The 17,143-nt window shown below is 59.5% G+C and carries 20 protein-coding genes; 9 read left to right on the top strand and 11 right to left on the bottom strand.

Annotated elements, in window-relative coordinates:
• The first annotated feature begins 89 nt into the window (after positions 1-89).
• Positions 90-572: a DMT family transporter gene (locus RBH10_RS12440; RefSeq protein WP_281036996.1), complete on the top strand. Its 483-nt coding sequence runs from the start codon at positions 90-92 to the stop codon at positions 570-572.
• Positions 569-991 (top strand): DMT family transporter, encoded by a 423-nt coding sequence (locus RBH10_RS12435; protein ID WP_281036997.1) that lies wholly within the window; start codon positions 569-571, stop codon positions 989-991. The genes RBH10_RS12440 and RBH10_RS12435 overlap by 4 nt, the downstream gene beginning before the upstream one ends.
• 85 nt (positions 992-1,076) lie before the next feature.
• Here RBH10_RS12435 and RBH10_RS12430 read toward each other — a convergent pair whose 3' ends face one another.
• Positions 1,077-2,363 (bottom strand): DUF2778 domain-containing protein, encoded by a 1,287-nt coding sequence (locus RBH10_RS12430; RefSeq protein WP_281036998.1) that lies wholly within the window; start codon positions 2,361-2,363, stop codon positions 1,077-1,079.
• Positions 2,364-2,878: 515 nt separating this feature from the next.
• Between RBH10_RS12430 and pncA the strand changes: the two genes are divergently transcribed.
• Positions 2,879-3,505, top strand: coding sequence for a bifunctional nicotinamidase/pyrazinamidase (gene pncA, locus RBH10_RS12425; RefSeq protein WP_281036999.1), 627 nt, complete (start codon positions 2,879-2,881; stop codon positions 3,503-3,505).
• Positions 3,506-3,512: 7 nt separating this feature from the next.
• Here pncA and RBH10_RS12420 read toward each other — a convergent pair whose 3' ends face one another.
• Positions 3,513-3,749, bottom strand: a complete 237-nt coding sequence (locus RBH10_RS12420; RefSeq protein ID WP_045016918.1) for a DUF2164 domain-containing protein — start codon at positions 3,747-3,749, stop codon at positions 3,513-3,515.
• A 151-nt stretch (positions 3,750-3,900) separates the two neighbouring features.
• Between RBH10_RS12420 and RBH10_RS12415 the strand changes: the two genes are divergently transcribed.
• Both RBH10_RS12415 and RBH10_RS12410 read left to right on the top strand, forming a co-directional pair.
• Entirely contained in the window at positions 3,901-4,620 is a 720-nt protein-coding gene (locus RBH10_RS12415) for an AzlC family ABC transporter permease (protein ID WP_281037000.1), read from the top strand.
• The gene (locus RBH10_RS12410; protein WP_281037001.1) at positions 4,617-4,931 is read left to right on the top strand and encodes an AzlD family protein; all 315 of its coding nucleotides are present in this window, start codon (positions 4,617-4,619) and stop codon (positions 4,929-4,931) included. Before RBH10_RS12415 ends, RBH10_RS12410 begins: the two co-directional genes overlap by 4 nt.
• Here the strand turns inward: RBH10_RS12410 and RBH10_RS12405 are convergent.
• A complete protein-coding gene (locus tag RBH10_RS12405; RefSeq protein WP_281037002.1) occupies positions 4,928-6,769 on the bottom strand; it encodes an aminopeptidase P family protein in 1,842 nt (613 codons plus the stop codon). The two genes, RBH10_RS12410 and RBH10_RS12405, sit on opposite strands and share 4 nt — an antisense overlap.
• A 338-nt stretch (positions 6,770-7,107) precedes the next feature.
• Here RBH10_RS12405 and RBH10_RS12400 point away from each other — a divergent pair, with 338 nt between their 5' ends.
• Positions 7,108-7,281 (top strand): hypothetical protein, encoded by a 174-nt coding sequence (locus RBH10_RS12400; protein ID WP_045016912.1) that lies wholly within the window; start codon positions 7,108-7,110, stop codon positions 7,279-7,281.
• 144 nt (positions 7,282-7,425) lie between these two features.
• Here the strand turns inward: RBH10_RS12400 and RBH10_RS12395 are convergent, their stop codons facing one another.
• From RBH10_RS12395 to RBH10_RS12385, 3 genes are all read right to left on the bottom strand, one after another.
• Positions 7,426-8,304: a 50S ribosomal protein L11 methyltransferase gene (locus RBH10_RS12395; protein ID WP_281037003.1), complete on the bottom strand. Its 879-nt coding sequence runs from the start codon at positions 8,302-8,304 to the stop codon at positions 7,426-7,428.
• A gap of 95 nt (positions 8,305-8,399) precedes the next feature.
• Positions 8,400-8,999 (bottom strand): cytochrome oxidase assembly protein Sco, encoded by a 600-nt coding sequence (gene sco / locus RBH10_RS12390; protein ID WP_045016908.1) that lies wholly within the window; start codon positions 8,997-8,999, stop codon positions 8,400-8,402.
• Between the two features lie 143 nt (positions 9,000-9,142).
• The gene (locus RBH10_RS12385; RefSeq protein WP_281037004.1) at positions 9,143-9,301 is read right to left on the bottom strand and encodes a hypothetical protein; all 159 of its coding nucleotides are present in this window, start codon (positions 9,299-9,301) and stop codon (positions 9,143-9,145) included.
• A gap of 224 nt (positions 9,302-9,525) precedes the next feature.
• On the opposite strand from RBH10_RS12385, the gene RBH10_RS12380 reads away from it, so the two are divergent.
• Complete coding sequence (locus tag RBH10_RS12380) at positions 9,526-9,993, top strand: chemotaxis protein CheW (protein WP_045016904.1); 468 nt, start codon at positions 9,526-9,528, stop codon at positions 9,991-9,993.
• A gap of 43 nt (positions 9,994-10,036) precedes the next feature.
• On the opposite strand, the gene RBH10_RS12375 is transcribed toward RBH10_RS12380, so the two are convergent.
• From RBH10_RS12375 to gcvA, 3 genes are read right to left on the bottom strand one after another with little or no spacing between them, the layout of a single operon-like run.
• The gene (locus RBH10_RS12375; protein ID WP_045016903.1) at positions 10,037-10,528 is read right to left on the bottom strand and encodes a CreA family protein; all 492 of its coding nucleotides are present in this window, start codon (positions 10,526-10,528) and stop codon (positions 10,037-10,039) included.
• A 46-nt stretch (positions 10,529-10,574) separates the two neighbouring features.
• Positions 10,575-11,183, bottom strand: coding sequence for a 3'-5' exonuclease (locus tag RBH10_RS12370; protein ID WP_281037005.1), 609 nt, complete (start codon positions 11,181-11,183; stop codon positions 10,575-10,577).
• A 43-nt stretch (positions 11,184-11,226) separates the two neighbouring features.
• Positions 11,227-12,129: a transcriptional regulator GcvA gene (gcvA, locus tag RBH10_RS12365; protein ID WP_281037006.1), complete on the bottom strand. Its 903-nt coding sequence runs from the start codon at positions 12,127-12,129 to the stop codon at positions 11,227-11,229.
• 197 nt (positions 12,130-12,326) lie between these two features.
• On the opposite strand from gcvA, the gene RBH10_RS12360 reads away from it, so the two are divergent.
• The gene (locus RBH10_RS12360; RefSeq protein ID WP_281037007.1) at positions 12,327-13,241 is read left to right on the top strand and encodes a DMT family transporter; all 915 of its coding nucleotides are present in this window, start codon (positions 12,327-12,329) and stop codon (positions 13,239-13,241) included.
• A 226-nt stretch (positions 13,242-13,467) separates the two neighbouring features.
• Positions 13,468-14,001, top strand: coding sequence for a GNAT family N-acetyltransferase (locus RBH10_RS12355; protein WP_281037008.1), 534 nt, complete (start codon positions 13,468-13,470; stop codon positions 13,999-14,001).
• Positions 14,002-14,005: 4 nt separating this feature from the next.
• Here RBH10_RS12355 and RBH10_RS12350 read toward each other — a convergent pair whose 3' ends face one another.
• Positions 14,006-14,899: an aminoglycoside phosphotransferase family protein gene (locus RBH10_RS12350; RefSeq protein WP_281037009.1), complete on the bottom strand. Its 894-nt coding sequence runs from the start codon at positions 14,897-14,899 to the stop codon at positions 14,006-14,008.
• 64 nt (positions 14,900-14,963) lie between these two features.
• Positions 14,964-17,138, bottom strand: a complete 2,175-nt coding sequence (gene ligA / locus RBH10_RS12345; RefSeq protein WP_281037010.1) for an NAD-dependent DNA ligase LigA — start codon at positions 17,136-17,138, stop codon at positions 14,964-14,966.
• Between the last annotated feature and the right edge of the window lie 5 nt (positions 17,139-17,143).

Below are 17,143 nucleotides of genomic sequence, written 5' to 3'. Positions count from 1 at the left end.
ACATGATTTTGGAAACAACTGACAAATCGATTTCGATTCAGGGGCCGATGCTGTAACGCTTCGCTGAATAATCATATTTTCGGCTGGCCATGACAGAAACGACCCATCCCCGCCTGAACCCGTTGCACCTTGCCGCCGCCTTCGCAAGCGGTTGCCTTCTGACATTGATGGTGCATTTCAACGGCCAGCTTGCCCACTATGGCAACGCGCTCTTTTCCTCCTGGACGGCGCATGGCACCGGCACGGTGGCGGCGCTGATCTATCTCGCAATCGTGCGCCCTAAGAAAGAAGCCGGCGCGCCGGCCAAACCGAAAGCGCCACTCTGGGCCTATTGCGGCGGGGTCGTGGGCGCGGCCATCGTCATCCTCACCTCCACCGCCGTCAATTCGCCGCTGGCGCTCTCCGGCACCATCGCGCTCGGCCTCGGCGGGCAGGTAATTTTCAGCTTGCTGGCCGATTTTTTCGGCCTTTTCGGCCTGCCCAAACGGCGGCCGGATTTGCGTGACATGACGGTGGTGGCGCTGATCCTCTGCGGCAGCGCACTCATCATCCTCGTCGGGAGAACGGCATGATCGTCTGGATAGCCATGGCATTTACCGGCGGCGTCTTCGTGGCGCTGAGCCGCCAGATCAACGGCCGCCTCAGCCTGTCGAACTCGCCCCTGATTGCCTCCTTCTGGAACCACATTGTCGGTTTTGGTGTGCTGACGATCATCGGCCTCATCGTCGGCGGCCTCATTCCGCCGGGCGCGGCCGATGCGCCGTGGCTCGCCTTTATCGGAGGCCCCATCGGGGTCGTCTTCATCGCTTCGGGAAGCTGGCTCATCCCCCGCATCGGCGCGGTCAATACCGCGCTTCTGGTCATCAGCGGCCAGATGGTGTCAGGCGTCGTGCTCGATCTTTTCAGCGATCACCCGCCGGAAATCTGGGCGAGCGCCCTCGGCATTCTGCTGATCCTGGGCGGCATGGTGCTAACGCAGCGCCGCCGCTAGAGCATTTCCGCTAAAAGTGCGAAGCGGTTTTACGTCCGGAACATGCGTAAAAACTGGACGTGCTTTACGGCATTTCCGTTAGAGCTCAGGTATCGTTGCCGCGCGAGAACATGCCAAACAGGGTCTTGCCGCCGCTTTTCCCACCGGTGCTTGCAAGGGTCGGGCGACCGCCGTTCAGTTTCGGCACCACCACCATGCGCTTGACTTCGCCGCGCTTGAAGGCCGCAAGGAAGCGGGAATAATCCCGGAACACGACGCAGCCGTTCGATTCCCCGCGTTTCGCCAGCATGTAGGTATGGGCAAGAAGACCATCGCGGCCATGTGGGTTAACGCCGTTTTCCGGCGTCAGCCGAATGGCTTCGACGCCATGGAACCGCGCCTCGCGCATCGTCAACCGGTAGCTGGAAGGCGGCGTCGAACCGCGCATTCTCACATGAACATAATCAGGGTTGTCGCGCATCTTGCCGATGCCCGAATGGGCTTCGAGCTTCTCGCCGTTCGGCATGTGAACCAGGCCGGAGGAAATATCGTAGATCGCCGTACCGTTGCCGCGATCCGGCCACGGAACCGCATCCATCTTGCTCGGTTCGCGCACCGGATTGTCCGGTTTCGCAAAGGCGAGCATGCCAGCCGTGCCCTGCCGCGGCTGCTGCGGCGCACGCGCAGGAACCGGCGCATCAAAAGCGGGTGCGGAAGCAACGGCCGCCGGGTGTTCATCGGTCTTTGCAAGAGCGGCGGGGCGCGGCGACGGCTCGACCGCCTCTGCAGCCGCCACCTCTGGCCGGAAGCTTGGCAGCGGCACGTCGTCCGGAAGAAGGCTGCTTGCCTCCTCCTCGATCTGCGGACGCCCCAGTGCCACTTCAAATGCCGGATGTTGCGAGGCAGCGCTCTGATAGGCAACCTCGGAAGTGCGCCCAAGCGCCGAATCGACGATTGCGGACGGACGGAGAGCGGCAAGTTCCTTGACCGTCGCCTGCCCTTTTGCATTCGCAGCCGCGCCAAAACGTTCGCGGAATTCCTTCGCGCCGATCTCGGGCATGATGCCGGCAAGGCGCACGGCCTTCTGCTGGCCATGGCTGTTGTCACTCAGGCGGGAAAATTTGCGGACGTGAATATCTCGAACGGCTGCGCGATCGATCGCCGTCTCTGCCGAATCAAGCCGCGCCACCAGCGTCTTTTCAAACTGACCGACGCCATGCGAAGCCGCCGCGATGCTGTGAAGCGAGGCGAAGGCAGCCACGGCGAACAGGCCGGCAAAGGCACCACCGCCAAGCAGAGCGGACATTCGGCCAAGCGAAAAGGATTTGCCTCTCTTGAGGCAAGACGAACCGGCAACACCGGCGCCATTATAAGCCGCAGCAGAAAACGCCATGATACTCGTTACTCGAACCGTTCACGCACACCCGGCCGACGCCGGAGGGATTTTGGGGCATCCGAACAGCGGGCGGACACCCGTCCGATTTCGGAACTGACTGGTTCGAAGCATGACGAATTATGGTAACCAAAGTGTTTACGAGTCCCTGCAAAAATAATTCGTTAAGGTCTGCGCATTGTCAGGCGAAGGCAAAACAACGACTTGCGCGACTGTTGCGTCCGAGCGCCCCGGCGCAAAATCGCACTCGATTTTCGCGAGGCACGCTGCGCCGGTTCAATAACAAGCACCGTCCTGTCGCGAAAAATGCCCTTCCGGGCGTCATTGACCTTTAAAGTTTCCGTCGCCGCATCGTCAGGTAAATTCTGACTTGGCCGGAAATTTGCTGCAAATGCGGCAGCACTGCGACGGAGCAAATCTATGCGGTCGGCCAATCAAGCCCGGACAAAGGTGGTAAGGGTACTTGATCCGCCACTGCCGGCTTGGCATCCTGACGGAAATAAGGGAGGCAAATCATGAAGGCGCTGCTGCTCATCGATATCCAGAACGGCTTTTGTCCGGGCGGTAATCTGGCTGTTGCCGATGGCGACGGGATCGTGCCCGTCGCCAACGCCCTGATCGACAATGGCGGTTACGATCTGATCGTCGCCTCGCAGGATTGGCACCCGGAAAATCACGGCAGTTTTGCCTCGCAGCATTCCGGCAAGAAGCCGTTCGATATGGGCGAACTCTCCGGCAAACCGCAGATGATGTGGCCGGACCATTGCGTGCAGGGCACGCAGGATGCGGAATTCCATCCCGATCTGAAGACGGAAGCTTTCGACTACATTCAACAGAAGGGCGAAAATCCCGCCGTCGACAGCTATTCCGCCTTTCGCGACAATGATCAGGGGGCAACGACCGGGCTTGCCGACTATCTGACCCGTCAGGGCGTGACGCAGCTCGATATCTGCGGCCTCGCCACCGATTATTGCGTCAGTTTTTCGGTGCTCGATGCCCTCGACATGCTGCCCGGCGTCAAGGTGCGTTTCATCGAAGACGCAAGCCGCGGCATCGATCCGCACGGCATAAAGGCGTCGATTGCGACCATGCGGGAAAAAGGCGTGGCCATCCTCAAAAGCCGCGACATATTGCGCGACTGAGTAACCTCTAGCGCAGTCTGGGCTTTTCCAGCACGTCGATATCGCCCGCAGCATCCTCCAGACGCCTCAGGATCGCGGCATGCGCATCCTTGAGCCCCTGATTGTAGAAAACATATCCGACTTCCTCGGCCAGGAAGTCCACGAAGATTTCCGCCTGCAGCAAACCGATCTCGGTTTCGGTCTCCCTCGCAAGATAATCCTTTATACGTGCGGCTAAAACCGCCTTTTCCTGCTTCTCGAGCATCGATCATCCGTGATTTCGCGATTTGGGCGCCGATGCGCCGGGATGCAGCTAACGTAACGGATGCTTCAAGGGAATCAATCGATCCATTCATGCAATTTGTTTGCCAGCCAGCCGGGACGGCGATAGAGCGGCGGCAAGGAGTTCCTGTACAATGTCCAATGAAGATTTTCGCGAGGGTCTTAAAAGCGGCTTTCCGATCGCCCTTTCCGCCGCGCCCTTCGGCGCACTATTCGGCGCAGTCGCGGTCGATAACGGGCTGAGCGTCGCCGAGGCCACGATCATGAGCGGCACCGTCTATGCCGGCGCAAGCCAGCTTGTCGGCATCGAATTGTTCGGCCAGAAGGTTGCCCCATGGCTGATCGTTCTGTCGGTCTTTGCCGTCAACTTTCGCCATATCCTCTATTCGGCCGCCATTGCCCGAATGATCACCAACTGGTCTCTGCTGCAAAAAGCGGTGGGGTTCTTCGTGCTGGTCGATCCGCAATTCGCCGAATCAGTCAGGAAATACGAAAACACCGGCACGGTGGGTTTCGCCTGGTACATGGGTTTTGCCACGCCGATCTATGTCCTGTGGCTGGTCATGACCATTGTCGGCGCATCGCTGGGCAACATGGTCGGTGATCCGAAGGCCATCGGCCTCGATGTGCTGTTGCCGATCTATTTCATGGGTATGGTTTTAAGCTTCCGCAAGCGGGAGAATTTTTACCCGGTGATGCTGGCAAGCGCGCTCGGCGCAACGGTCGCGTATCACATCGTCGGCTCGCCCTGGCATGTTAGCCTCGGTGCGCTTGCCGGCATTCTCGTTGCAGTTCTCTATCCGCCGAAACCAACCGGCGAAGCCAATTCCGAAAGCAAGGTGGAAACACCATGAGCGACATGCTGCACGCCGACACACTGATCCTCATCGCGCTCGCCACCATCGCCACCTATCTTACCCGCATCGGCGGTTATGTGTTGATGACGCGGATGAAATCCATCCCGCCGCGCATGGAGGCGGGACTGAACGCCGTTCCCGTAGCGGTTTTGACGACCCTTGTCGCACCCGCCTTTTTTGAAGGCGGTTACGAAGTGAAGATCGCCATGGTGGCCGCTCTTCTGGTCTGCCTGCGTTTCCCCGGCCTGACGATGCTGGCCGTGGGCTGGGCCATCGTCATCGCAATCAGGCACTTTTCGCTTTTTTAAGCGGTAAGCTCCAGAGGCCGCGTGGCCGCAACAAGCCACGCCTTCACCTCTTCATCCGCGATCAAAGGCGACAGCTTTTCCAGAACGCCGGCATGATAGGCGTTCAGCCACTCAAGCTCGTCGTCGGTCAAGAGTGCCGTGACAACCAGCCTGCGGTCGATGGGGCACCAGGTCAGGGTCTCGAACGACAACATCGGCTGATCGCCGCCCGTCACCGCTTCCGCCTCGCGCACATAGATCAGGTTCTCGATGCGGATGCCAAAAGCGCCGGGGCGATAATAACCCGGCTCGTTCGACAGAATCATGCCCGGCAGCAGTTCCTGCGTCGAAAGACGTGAAATACGCTGCGGCCCTTCGTGCACCGAAAGATAGGAACCGACGCCGTGGCCGGTGCCATGGGCGTAGTCTGCGCCAGCCCGCCACAACGCAATACGCGCCAATGGGTCGAGATCGCAGCCGCGCGTTCCCTTCGGAAACCGTGCGGCACTGATGGCGATCACGCCCTTCAGCACCAGCGTGAAGAATCGCCGCTGCTCTTCCGGAACATTCCCAATCGCCACGGTACGGGTGATGTCCGTCGTGCCGTTGACATATTGCGCACCGGAATCGACGAGGAACATCTCACCGTCGGCAAGTGTGCGGTCCGTATCGGTGGTGACGCGGTAGTGGATGATGGCCGCATGTTCGCCGGCGCCGGAAATGGTATCGAAAGATACGTCCTTCAGCGGGTTTTGCAGCCCCTGCCCCACCTTGGCGCGCGCTGCCTCCAGAGCCTTCACGGCCGCAATTTCGGTGACGCTGCCCGGCTGCTGGCGATCCAGCCAGCAGAGATATTCAACCATCGCCGCACCATCCTGAACATGTGCTGCAGCCGAGCCGGCAAGCTCCGCCTCATTCTTGCAGGCGCGCGGCAAGCGGACGGGATCGGCCTCCTCAATCAAGGTGCCGCCCGCAGCTGTGATCGCCCCTGTCAGCGCCACGGGTGTCAGATCGGCATCGACCATGACGCGGCCCTTGGCGCTGGCAATGGCGTGCAGGCGATCGGCGATCTTCGAAGGCGGTAATTGTGTCGCAAGTTGTGCGAGATAGGCCTCGGCCTCGATACCGGTCTTGCGCTTGTCGAGAAAAATATCTGCCTTACCATCCGCATAAATAATGGCGCGGGCCAGCGGATGCGGCGTGTGCGGCACATCATTGCCGCGAATATTGAAAATCCAGGCGATGGAAGACGGATCGGTGACCAGCAGGGCGTCCGCTCCCTTGGCCGATACCGTCTCGGCAAGCGAGGCGATCTTTTCCTTCGCCAGCTTGCCCGTAAAGGCCTCCGGCTGGATGACAACTGGTTCCAGCGGTTCGGAAGGGCGGTCCAGCCACAGCGCGTCGAGCGGGTTGTTTTTGAGCAGGACGACGGAGCCGCCCTTGGCCACAAGCGCCTTTTCCAGCCGCTTCAATTCAGCGCCGGTATGCAGCCACGGATCGATGCCCAGCCGAAACCCTTGAGAGCCGTGTTCAGACAACCAGACGGAGGGCGGCGCACCGACCAGATCACCGCCGGTGAACACCGATTGATCGACCTGCGAGGTGAGCTGCGTCGTATAACGACCGTCAACGAAAACCACCGCCTGCTCGCGCGTCACCAGCGCGATGCCGGCAGAGCCGGTAAAGCCGGTCAGCCATGACAGGCGCTCGGAGGATTCCGGCACATATTCACCCTGATATTCGTCGGCGCGCGGCACCAGAAAACCGTCTATACCAAGGGCGTCGAAACTGGCGCGCAGCGCCTCGACGCGGGCCTTGCCGAATTGCGGCGCGGATTTGTTTTCGAAGGTCTGGAACATGGGCGTCTTTCGGGAACTGTCATGAGAAAAGCGGTTTGGCCGCACGCCCAAATCGTCGGCGCGCGACGACAATGCCATGCGGGCAAACCCGGTTTCAAGCCATATATGACAGCGTCGGTCGCGGCAGGCACTCGCGCTGCCGTTTACGTGAAAGACTGGGAAAGGAAGCCGCTAATTTGGGCAGTTTTCTCTAAATAAGTAATATTGAAAAGCCATAGATATGCGAAAAACGCATGCCTACATTGAGATAACACCCCTAACCAAACAAAAACACATCGCTTATCTTCAAGTCAACACGGCGAGAGAAACACTCTCCTGGCAAACAAGGATTTGAAGCAATGGCAAAATCTTTCCTCCGCACCGCCTTCGATCGCGTCATTGAAGCACGCGAGCGTCAGGTCAGCCGTCATGTCAACGCCGCTCTTCTGAACCTCGACGACAAGTCGCTCGCAGCGCTCGGCGTGAACCGCGCCGATCTTCGTCGCAAGGCAAAGTCCAGCTACGTATTCTGATAACTTCCGGCGCGGCGATCCTCCCTCCACCGCGTCTGAACAGGAATACGTCGACCCGCTTGAGCACTCTCCTCCCTCAGTGCTCGCGGGTTTTCAGGCGGCGCGGAAGCGCCGCCTTTTCTTTTGCCCGAAAGAGATGCTGCTTCAGTCCTTGCGCAGATGCAGCGTGACCCAGCCGTTGCGCCAGATGGTGCGGATATGGGAAAGCCGCGCGCCATTATAGGCGGCAAGAACCTTCCAGCGCTGCGATGCGAGAATGCCCGACAGGATGACGGTGCCGCCGGGCGCCAGATGCGTGACGAGCTGCGGCGCCATCTTGATGAGTGGCCGCGCCAGAATATTGGCGATGATGAGATCGAACGGGCCATATTTGCGGAAAGCGTCGGAATGGAAACCCGGTGCGGTTTCGAGCGCCAAACCGGAGACGATGCCGTTCAGGCGCACATTCTCCCTGGCCACCCTCACGGCGATGGGATCTATATCCGTCGCAAGCACGGGAATATGGCGCATCTTGCGCACCGCAATCGCCAGCACGCCGCTGCCGGTGCCGAGATCGAGCGCATTGCGCACGGTCCGTGCCCGCAGAACTTCCTCGATCATCTCAAGGCAGCCAGCCGTTGTGCCGTGATGGCCGGTGCCGAAAGCCTGCCCTGCCTCGATTTCAATCGCCAGATCGTTCGCCTTGACCTTGTCGCGATCATGCGCACCGTGAACGATGAAGCGCCCTGCCCGGACCGGTTTCAGCCCCTCGAGCGACTTGGCGATCCAGTCGACATCGGGAACGATCGCTTTCTCGATGGCAAGGCCGGGAAAGGCTGGTGCCAGCAAGCCGCCGATGCGCTCACGAAACTCGTCTTCCTGCCCGGCCATGAGGTAAACCGAGGCTTCCCAGATGTCGCGTTTCTCATCCACCTCGGTGGTGGCGATCGCGACATCCTCCTCGCCGAAATAGTCCGACATGAGATCGAGGATTTCACCGGCCTTGATTTCGGTCGTGGTGACGTAAAGTCGGATTTCGCTCACGGCGGGCTGCTTTCTCTAGCTAAGGTTCTTAAGGCTTGCCTTTGCCACAAAACCATCGCCAGTCCAATAAGCCAGGCACAATTATGCCGTCTCGTTCAGCCCTTCAGCAGATTCTGAAGCTTCTGCTCGGCAACATCAGGGTTCTCGCCATAGGCGATGGTACCGGAAAAACGGCCCTTGGCGTCAAGCAGGATGACGGAAGCCGTGTGATCCATGGTGTAGTCACCGTTCGGATCCTTCTCGTCCACCGGCACCTTCTTGGCATAGATGCGGTAGCCTTTCAGCGTCTCGGCAATCTTGTCGGCCGGACCGGTGATGCCGGTAATCCGCTTCGAGACGTTGGAGACATATTGCTGCATGATGTCAGGCGTATCGCGCTCGGGGTCAACGGACACGAAATAGGCCTGCAACTTGTCGCCGGCCGGGTCCACTTTCTGCATCCAGCCGTTCAGCTCGAACAGCGTTGTCGGGCAGACTTCCGGGCAATGGGTGAAACCGAAGAACAGCGCTGTGGGTTTGCCCTGAAAGGCTTTTTCGGTGATCGGCTGGCCATTCTGGGCCGTCAGCTCGAACGGCACGCCATAGGCCGTTTCCACCATTTCCTCACGGGTTTTCGTCATTTCGAGCGTCAACCAGCTGACGACACCGACAAGAACGACCACCACTGCCCACAATACGATGCGAATATTTCTCATTGTCCTAATCCTACCCCCGAAGGCCGGCCGCATGTAGCAAGCCTCCATCGTCTGATAACGAACAGCGGTGGCGACGGCAAATCAACTGGGCGTATTTGCCGGAACCGCGCTGATTTGTCACAAAGCCGGGACCGGCAGACAGATCACAGACACCAGGCAATGCCGCTCTGCACGGCGGACAGGAAAATATCCGTGCTGTGCCGCACCCAGCCGTCGAAGGCAAGCAGCACGACGGCAAGCGAGACCGCTACGCCAAGACTTGCCAGAATAAACTTCAGCGGATTGGAAACGAGTGCGTTCATGCACCTGTTATAACCTGTTTGCATCAGCGCGAAAACCGCCAAAATACTGGGTTTTGCAGGGACAGCGCCGGCAATTGTTAGGGAAAGTTTAAAATCTTGCTGTGCATTATGGCCATAGCGGTTTCTAAGTCCCGACATGATGTCTCCCGGTTCACTCCGGCCACCGCATAAAGCTCAATCATGCATGGGCCTGCCTTAAGAGCCGCCAGAGGAAACCTGCCGTCATGTCCAACGCCATCAAGCAATCCGGCGCATATCTCGAAATCGTTTCCTTCCATCTCGGCGGTCAGGAATTCTGCATCGACATCATGGCGATCCGCGAAATCCGCGGCTGGGCGCCAGTCACACCGATGCCGCACACGCCGCCTTATGTTCTCGGCCTCATCAACCTGCGCGGCGCCGTCATCCCCGTCATCGACATGGCCGGCCGCCTTGGCATGAAAATGACCGAGCCATCCGAGCGCTCCGCCATCATCGTTACCGATATCGGCGGCAAGCTGGTCGGACTTCTGGTGGAACAGGTCTCCGACATGATGACCATCCGCTCCGAAGACCTGCAGCCCGCGCCCGATATCATCCCGGAAGAGCAGCGCAGCTTCTGCCGCGGCATCGTCGCGCTGGAAAAGAGCATGGTCTGCTTCCTCAACCTCGACACCGTCATCGCCGACGAGCTGGCGCGCGAAGCAGCCTGATCGAGCCTGAAGCAATCAATGCTGTAAAAGCAACGGGCGAGCCTTACGGCTTGCCCTTTTCCCACGTCACCTGCTGATTATAAAGCGGCACTGTGGAAATCGCCATCTTGGCCGAACCGTCGGTCAGTTCCCGCGCATGCACCAGATAGATCAGCGCATCATTGGCCTTGTCGTAAACGCGGCTGACGACGAGCTTTTTCCAGACCAGCGACATGCCCTGCCGAAAGACCTCTTCCCCGCCCTTGGACAGATCGATGTCGCCGATTTCCACCGGCCCCGTCTGGCTGCAGGAAATGGCATTGTTTGAAGGGTCTTCGAACCAGTTGCCGTTTTTCAGCCGGTCGATGACACCTCGCTCGAAATAGGTGACGTGGCAGGTCACGCCCTTGATCTTGGGATCGGCAATCGCCTCAATGACGATATCGTTGCCGATCCAGTCCACCCCGACCTTACCGACGACTTGCGAATGCGCAGCCGTGACCGGAAGCAACGTCAAAAAGCCCGCAAACAAACCCGACAGAGTTTTCATCGTCATCGCATCTTCTCCGTTACGTTGCATTCAACATAGGTGGACGGAGCCGTTACGCAACCCGGGAGACGGCACGTTTTTTCATGCTGCAGGGCTGGTAACCCGTGGATGTGAGACGACCGGCGACCATGCCGATCTTTTCCGGCAGGTCGCGAATATGGGCAACGCGCAGCGCCTTGGCCGCTGCAATCGACGCGGCGGCGCAGACAACGGCATCTTCGGCGGCATTGTGATGCACGAAACGAAGCTGGAGATGATGGGCAATCACGTTCAGCTTGTGTGATTCCAGCTGCGGCCAGACATGGCGGGCAATCTTGACGCTGCAAAGATAAGAAAGATCCGGATAGGACTGCCGATATTTATCGAAGGAGGCGCGCATGACGCTGAAATCGAAGGCGGCATTATGGGCGATCATCGTGGCGCCCTGGAAATCGTCGATGAACTCCTCCATCACATCAGGGAATTCCGGCGCGTCCTCGACATCGGCAGGTCGAATCCCGTGCACGGCGATGTTGAAGGGCGAAAACCGCATGTCCTTCGGCCGGATGAGCCGTTCCTCGACGCGAACGATCTCGCCGTCTTCTATCCACGCAAGCCCGACGGAGCAGGCGCTGCCCCGTTCCTCATTGGCGGTCTCGAAATCGATGGCAATGGTTTTCAAGAGTGATTCCCGTTGTTTCATTCCGGCATAAACCGGATTGGCGTCAAAGAGAACCGGCCTCGGTCGACCCCGCCTCCGCAAGCATCCAGTCGAGCAGCGTCACGAGATCGGGATTATCCAGCATTCGCCGCGGGTAAACCAGGAAATAGGCAAGCGTGCTGGCAATGTCCGTACCAAACGGCGCAATCAGCGTTCCTTCCTCCAGCTCGCGGGAAACCAGCGAGCGTCGCGTCAGCGCAACACCATGCCCGGCCTTGGCCGCATCCAGCGCACCGTTGCTGTCGATGAATACGGTGCCACCGGAAGCATCGACCTCGGACGCGCCCGCCGTTTCCAGCCACCGCCGCCACTCATTGCGGTTTTCATCGTGCAGCAGCGGCATGGACTGCAGATCGCCCGCCACCCGAAGCGGCCCGTATTTTTCAAAAAGCTGCGGCGAGCAGACCGGCAGGGTGCTGTCGTCTATGAAGAGGATGCTCTCCAGCCCCTCATAACGGCCGAACCCGTGCCGAACGGCCAGATCGACATCGTCCCTCGAAAAATCCACCAGCCGGTTGGTGACGCTGATGCGGACATCCACATGCGGGTGTCGCTGCTGGAAGCCAGGCAGCCTCGGCATCAACCACTGCACGGCGAAAGTCGGCGTGCAGCTCAGAGTTAAAACCGTAATCTCGGATCGAGCCGTGAGCTCTGCCGTCGCCTCGCGCATCATCCGGAATGCCGTGCGAAGGGAGCCATAATAACGCTCGCCCTCCCGCGTCAGCTGGATGCTGCGCGGCTTGCGGACAAACAGCTGTACGCCAAGCCGGGCCTCCAATTCCCTGATCTGCAGGCTGACCGCGCCGGGGGTGACGTTCAACTCGTTGGAAGCAAGCGTGACGCTGCGATACCGTGCGGCGGCCTCAAAGGCCTGCAATCCCTTGAGGGACGGAAGTTCCATTGCCATGATTTAGCTCAGCTCAATTATCTAACGAGAAACTATCGTTTGAAAACAGCATAAAACGGGGAGTAAATAGAAGCAACACGACGCGAAGCAGCCGGAAACCTGAAAATACCAGCTTGAGGTCAACTCAACCGATATCGGGTGGATGACGGCGCTCGTGTCTGCGACTATGTCAGAATTCATGCCCTTGGGAGACAAAGATGGCGATACAAAAACAGATGGATGCCGGCGAATGGGGGATGCTTGTCGCGCTCTCGTTGCTGTGGGGCGGATCGTTCTTTTTCATCGGCATCGCCGTCAAGGAACTGCCGCCGGTCACCATCGTCACGTTGCGCGTCAGCCTCGCAGCCATCGCACTTCTAATCGTCTGCCGGATCATGGGCCTTCACCTGCCGCGGCAATGGGCCGTGTGGCGCGCCTTCTTTGGCATGGGGCTGCTCAACAACATCATTCCCTTCTGCCTGATCGTCTGGGGTCAGACCCATATTGCCAGCGGGCTTGCCTCGATCCTCAACGCGACGACGCCCCTTTTCACCGTCATCGTCGCCCATTTCCTGACCACTGACGAGAAGATGACCGGCAACAAACTCGCCGGTGTTCTCATCGGTTTTGTCGGCGTGGCAACGATGATCGGCCCGGCAGCCTTTGGCGGTGCGATCTCCGGCCTCTGGGGCCAGATCGCCGTTCTCGGCGCGGCCATCTCCTATTCCTTCGCGGGCATATTCGGCCGCCGCTTCAAGGCCATGGGCGTACCGCCGCTGATGACCGCCACCGGCCAGATATCCTCCTCGACGCTGATGCTCATCCCGGCTGCGCTCCTCATCGACAAGCCTTGGACGCTTGCCATGCCGAGCCTTGGAACCTGGGGCGCGCTTATCGGCATCGCCTTGCTGTCGACGGCGCTCGCCTATCTCATCTTCTTCCGCATTCTCGCGACAGCCGGCGCCACCAACCTCGCGCTCGTCACCTTTCTCATCCCTGTCAGCGCCATCCTGCTCGGCTCGCTCATTCTCGGCGAACAGCTGGAAATCAAGCACTTCGCCGGCATGGCGATGATCGCGGCCGGGCTTGCGGCGATCGACGGCAGGTTGTTCAGACGCTTTCGAGCGGCCTGAAACCGGAAGGGGCACGGGCAAGAGCATTGACAAGTTTTCCGGCCCCGACCATTCTGCCAGTCATGATCGCACAGTCGCGCAAAAACATGCTCATCAATACCACCTCCGGCAAGCCGGCGGGCGGTGGAGCATTGTCGCGATAGATTAGCGATCCTTGTCCATCATGCCCTGCCGCAAGAGCAGGGCGAATGGTCCCCTGCTCTCCGGCCCAACAGGAGAACAGCCAATGCCCCAGCCGCAAAGCGACATACCGCCCTTTCAGGATTTCAAGATTGATGAGTTGCTCATCCGTGGCATCAGACCCGATGATGCCGAAGGCTTGACGCAGGTGCTCAACATGCCCGGCGTGCGCTGGGGAACATTGCGCCAGCCCTTTCAGAGCATCGCGTGCACGCGGCAATATATCGAAGGCCTCTCCCCTTCCGATATCGTCGTGGCGGCCGAATGGCGCGGCAGGATTCTGGGCAACGCCGGCCTGCATGCCAGAGCCGGACGGCAGAAACACGTCGCCGGCCTCGCTATCGGCATCCATGACGATTTCGCCGGCAAAGGCATCGGCTCAAAGCTTCTCGCGGCGTTGCTCGACGCGGCCGACAACTGGCACGATATTCGCCGCATCGAGTTGAACGTCTTCACCGACAATCTCGCCGCTATCCGGCTCTATGAGAAGTTCGGTTTCGAACACGAAGGCACCCTGCGCAACGATGCCTATCGCGACGGCAAATATGCCGATTCATATGTGATGGCGCGTCTGCGCTGATGCTTCAAGCGGATAGATGATCCGCAAACACTTCCCGAATGGTCCTGCGTGACCATTCGGCGAGTTTTTCGTCGCGGCCGCGTTGCGCTTCAAGCGTGATCAACGCTTTCCACAGCGCCCAGCCGCGTCCGCGCTGCCATGTGGCATCGTCCAGATTCATCGCGCGACGAAAAACGGCCCGGCTTTCGGTGTCCAGCACATTCCACGCGAGAATGAGATCGGAAGAAGGATCACCAACGCCGGAACTGCCGAAATCGATGACGGCTGAAAGGCGGCCATTTCTCACCAACAGATTGCCCTCGGCAATATCGCCATGCACCCACACGCCCGGCCCCTGCCAGCGGCTAGAAAGGGCAAGTTGCCATATCTTAGTGGCCTGTGCTTGGTCGACCTCATCGGCAAGACGCAACGCCGCTGCCCTCGCCTCGCTGTCATAGACCGCGAGCGATCCGCCGCGATGAAAATTATGCTCGCCCGCAAGCGGACCATTCGAGGCATCGATACCGTGCAGAGCTTTTAAAAACGTCGCCACATCGACGGCTATGGTTGCGAGATCGATATGGTCGAGATGTCGGGCAAGAGGCTCACCTTCTAGCCAGCCATAAACCGACCAGCAAAACGGATAATCCCGTCCCGGCTGACCGAGCGCCAATGGCTCCGGGATCGGAAGAGGCAGCCGGGACGCAAGCTCCGGCAGCCAGCGATGCTCCTTCTCCACCTGCGCCACATAACGCTCGGCACTTGGCAGCCGCACCAGCATATCGTCACCAAGGCGGAAGCTGCGATTGTCCCAGCCGCTCAGTTCCACCGGCCTGACATCAAGGTGCGCCCACTGCGGAAACTGGCTCTCGACCAGCGCCCGGACCTGCTGCGTGGTAACGACGATGCGATCATCCATGGTGTGTTCCCCGTTTCAGGCGCAAACCTCTAGCGGTCCAGAACAACATTGCGATGACGGCGCCTCAGCCACCGATCAGCGCCAGCCACTCGTCCTCGTCCATCGTCTGCACGCCCAGCTCCGCCGCCTTGGCAAGCTTGGAGCCCGCCCCCGGCCCGGCCACCAGAATGTCGGTCTTCTTCGATACGGACCCGGCCACCTTGGCGCCGAGGCTTTCGGCACGAGCTTTGGCTTCGTCGCGGGTGAATTTTTCCAGCGAGCCGGTAAAGACTACCGTCTTGCCTGCCACCGGGCTGCCTTCGGTAGATGGCTTCTCGGCCTCCTTCGGCTGAAGCTCACGAATCAACCGGTCGATGACATCGAGATTGCGCGGCTCCTTGTAGAATTCGATAATGGCACGGGCCACGACCTCGCCGATGCCGTCGATGCTGTTGAGTTCGGCCCAGGCATCGCTCGCCGGATCAGCCGCCGCCTTCATGCTCTCTTCGAAATGTTCATAGGTGCCGTAGGAGCGCGCTAGAAGTTTTGCTGTGGTCTCGCCCACATGACGGATGCCAAGTGCAAAAATCAGCCGGTGAAGATCGATCTCGCGGCGGGCATCGATCGCATCGAACAGTTTCTTGACGCTGACCTTGCCGAAGCCGTCGATATTTTCGAGCTTAGTCAGCGCGGAGGATTCCTGCCGCGCCTTCAGCGTGAAGATATCTGGCGCGGTCTTGATCGACAAAGTGGGGTCTTCGCTCTCGAAGAAGAAATCGATCTGCTTGGTGCCCAGCCCCTCGATATCGAAGGCATTGCGCGAGACGAAATGTTTCAGATGCTCGACTGCCTGCGCCCGGCAAACGAAACCGCCAGTGCAGCGCGTGACCGAATCTAGCTTGCCGGTCTTTTCATTGCGCTCCCGCACCGCATGGCTGCCACAAACAGGACATTTCTCCGGGAACGCATATTTCACCGCATCAGCCGGGCGTTTCTCCAGCAGTACATCAAGAACCTGCGGGATGACGTCGCCGGCGCGCTGCACGATCACCGTATCGCCAATACGTATGTCGTGATCCTCAGGACGAATGCGCTCGCCGCCATTGCCGATGCCTTCAACGTAATCGGCATTGTGCAAGGTTGCATTGGTGACAACAACACCGCCGACCGTGATCGGCGTCAGTCGCGCAACCGGCGTCAGCGCGCCGGTGCGCCCCACCTGGATTTCGATGTTCTCGACCGTGGTGAAGGCCTGTTCGGCCGGAAACTTGTGCGCAGTCGCCCAGCGCGGGCTGCGCGAGCGGAAACCCAGCCGTTCCTGAAGATCAAGCCGGTCGACCTTGTAGACCACGCCGTCGATATCGTAATCGAGATCGGGTCGCGCAACGCCGATTTCATTATAATGTTCAAGCAATTGCTCGGTCGAGGTGAATCGCTTCATCAGCGGATTGACCGGAAAACCCCACTCCCGGAATTTCTCGACGATGCCATATTGCGTGTCGGCAATCCGCGTCGGCTGGCCGCCATTCGAGACCTCGCCCAGCGCATAGGCAAAGAACCTCAGCTTGCGTTTCGCCGTCACATTGGCGTCGAGCTGGCGCAACGAACCGGAGGCGGTATTACGCGGGTTCACATAGGTCTGCTTGCCGTCGGCCTCCATCTGGGCATTGAGCGCCATGAAGTCGCTTTTGGCCATATAGACCTCGCCGCGCACCTCAACCACATCGGGTGCATCGGACGGCAGCTCGTTTGGAATTTCCTTGATGGTCTTGATATTGGCGGTGACGTTCTCGCCCGTCGTGCCATCGCCACGCGTCGCCGCCGTCTTCAGCTTGCCATTCTCGTAACGGATCGACATGGAAAGTCCGTCGATCTTCGGCTCGGCCGTAAAGGCGATCGAATCATCCGGCAGATGCCCGAGGAAGCGATAGACGGAGCTGACGAAATCCCGCAGATCCTCTTCGGAAAACGTATTGTCGAGCGACAGCATCGGCCGCGCATGCACGATCGGCGCAAAGGTCGGAAGCGGCGTGAAACCGACTTTCTTCGATGGGCTGTCGGCCCGCACCAGCGCCGGGAAAGCCGCCTCGATGGCGTCGTTGCGCCGTTTCAGCGCATCATATTCCGCGTCCGAAATCTCCGGCGCGTCCTTGCCGTGGTAAAGCGCATCGTGGCGGGCAAGCTCGGCCGCCAGAAATGCCAGCTCGGAAGAGGCTTCAAGCTCGGTCAGGTTTTCGACGGGAATCTGATCTTTCGACATGGAAG

Source organism: Rhizobium sp. AN73, from assembly GCF_030757975.1.
In the GTDB taxonomy this organism is placed as follows: Bacteria; Pseudomonadota; Alphaproteobacteria; order Rhizobiales; family Rhizobiaceae; genus Agrobacterium; species Agrobacterium arsenijevicii.
The sequence above is the reverse complement of the archived record's forward strand: the minus strand, read 5'-3'. Positions and strand labels throughout refer to the sequence as shown.

What these genes read in the sequence shown, in the direction of transcription:
- pncA (WP_281036999.1), top strand. Translation starts at nt 2,879, where the DNA reads ATGAAGGCGCTGCTGCTCATCGATATCCAGAACGGCTTTTGTCCGGGC.
- RBH10_RS12415 (WP_281037000.1), top strand. Translation starts at nt 3,901, where the DNA reads ATGTCCAATGAAGATTTTCGCGAGGGTCTTAAAAGCGGCTTTCCGATC.
- RBH10_RS12435 (WP_281036997.1), top strand. Translation starts at nt 569, where the DNA reads ATGATCGTCTGGATAGCCATGGCATTTACCGGCGGCGTCTTCGTGGCG.
- RBH10_RS12405 (WP_281037002.1), bottom strand. Translation starts at nt 6,769, where the DNA reads ATGTTCCAGACCTTCGAAAACAAATCCGCGCCGCAATTCGGCAAGGCC.
- RBH10_RS12400 (WP_045016912.1), top strand. Translation starts at nt 7,108, where the DNA reads ATGGCAAAATCTTTCCTCCGCACCGCCTTCGATCGCGTCATTGAAGCA.
- RBH10_RS12380 (WP_045016904.1), top strand. Translation starts at nt 9,526, where the DNA reads ATGTCCAACGCCATCAAGCAATCCGGCGCATATCTCGAAATCGTTTCC.
- RBH10_RS12385 (WP_281037004.1), bottom strand. Translation starts at nt 9,301, where the DNA reads ATGAACGCACTCGTTTCCAATCCGCTGAAGTTTATTCTGGCAAGTCTT.
- ligA (WP_281037010.1), bottom strand. Translation starts at nt 17,138, where the DNA reads ATGTCGAAAGATCAGATTCCCGTCGAAAACCTGACCGAGCTTGAAGCC.
- sco (WP_045016908.1), bottom strand. Translation starts at nt 8,999, where the DNA reads ATGAGAAATATTCGCATCGTATTGTGGGCAGTGGTGGTCGTTCTTGTC.
- RBH10_RS12420 (WP_045016918.1), bottom strand. Translation starts at nt 3,749, where the DNA reads ATGCTCGAGAAGCAGGAAAAGGCGGTTTTAGCCGCACGTATAAAGGAT.
- RBH10_RS12375 (WP_045016903.1), bottom strand. Translation starts at nt 10,528, where the DNA reads ATGACGATGAAAACTCTGTCGGGTTTGTTTGCGGGCTTTTTGACGTTG.
- RBH10_RS12410 (WP_281037001.1), top strand. Translation starts at nt 4,617, where the DNA reads ATGAGCGACATGCTGCACGCCGACACACTGATCCTCATCGCGCTCGCC.
- RBH10_RS12430 (WP_281036998.1), bottom strand. Translation starts at nt 2,363, where the DNA reads ATGGCGTTTTCTGCTGCGGCTTATAATGGCGCCGGTGTTGCCGGTTCG.
- RBH10_RS12360 (WP_281037007.1), top strand. Translation starts at nt 12,327, where the DNA reads ATGGCGATACAAAAACAGATGGATGCCGGCGAATGGGGGATGCTTGTC.
- RBH10_RS12355 (WP_281037008.1), top strand. Translation starts at nt 13,468, where the DNA reads ATGCCCCAGCCGCAAAGCGACATACCGCCCTTTCAGGATTTCAAGATT.
- RBH10_RS12350 (WP_281037009.1), bottom strand. Translation starts at nt 14,899, where the DNA reads ATGGATGATCGCATCGTCGTTACCACGCAGCAGGTCCGGGCGCTGGTC.
- gcvA (WP_281037006.1), bottom strand. Translation starts at nt 12,129, where the DNA reads ATGGCAATGGAACTTCCGTCCCTCAAGGGATTGCAGGCCTTTGAGGCC.
- RBH10_RS12440 (WP_281036996.1), top strand. Translation starts at nt 90, where the DNA reads ATGACAGAAACGACCCATCCCCGCCTGAACCCGTTGCACCTTGCCGCC.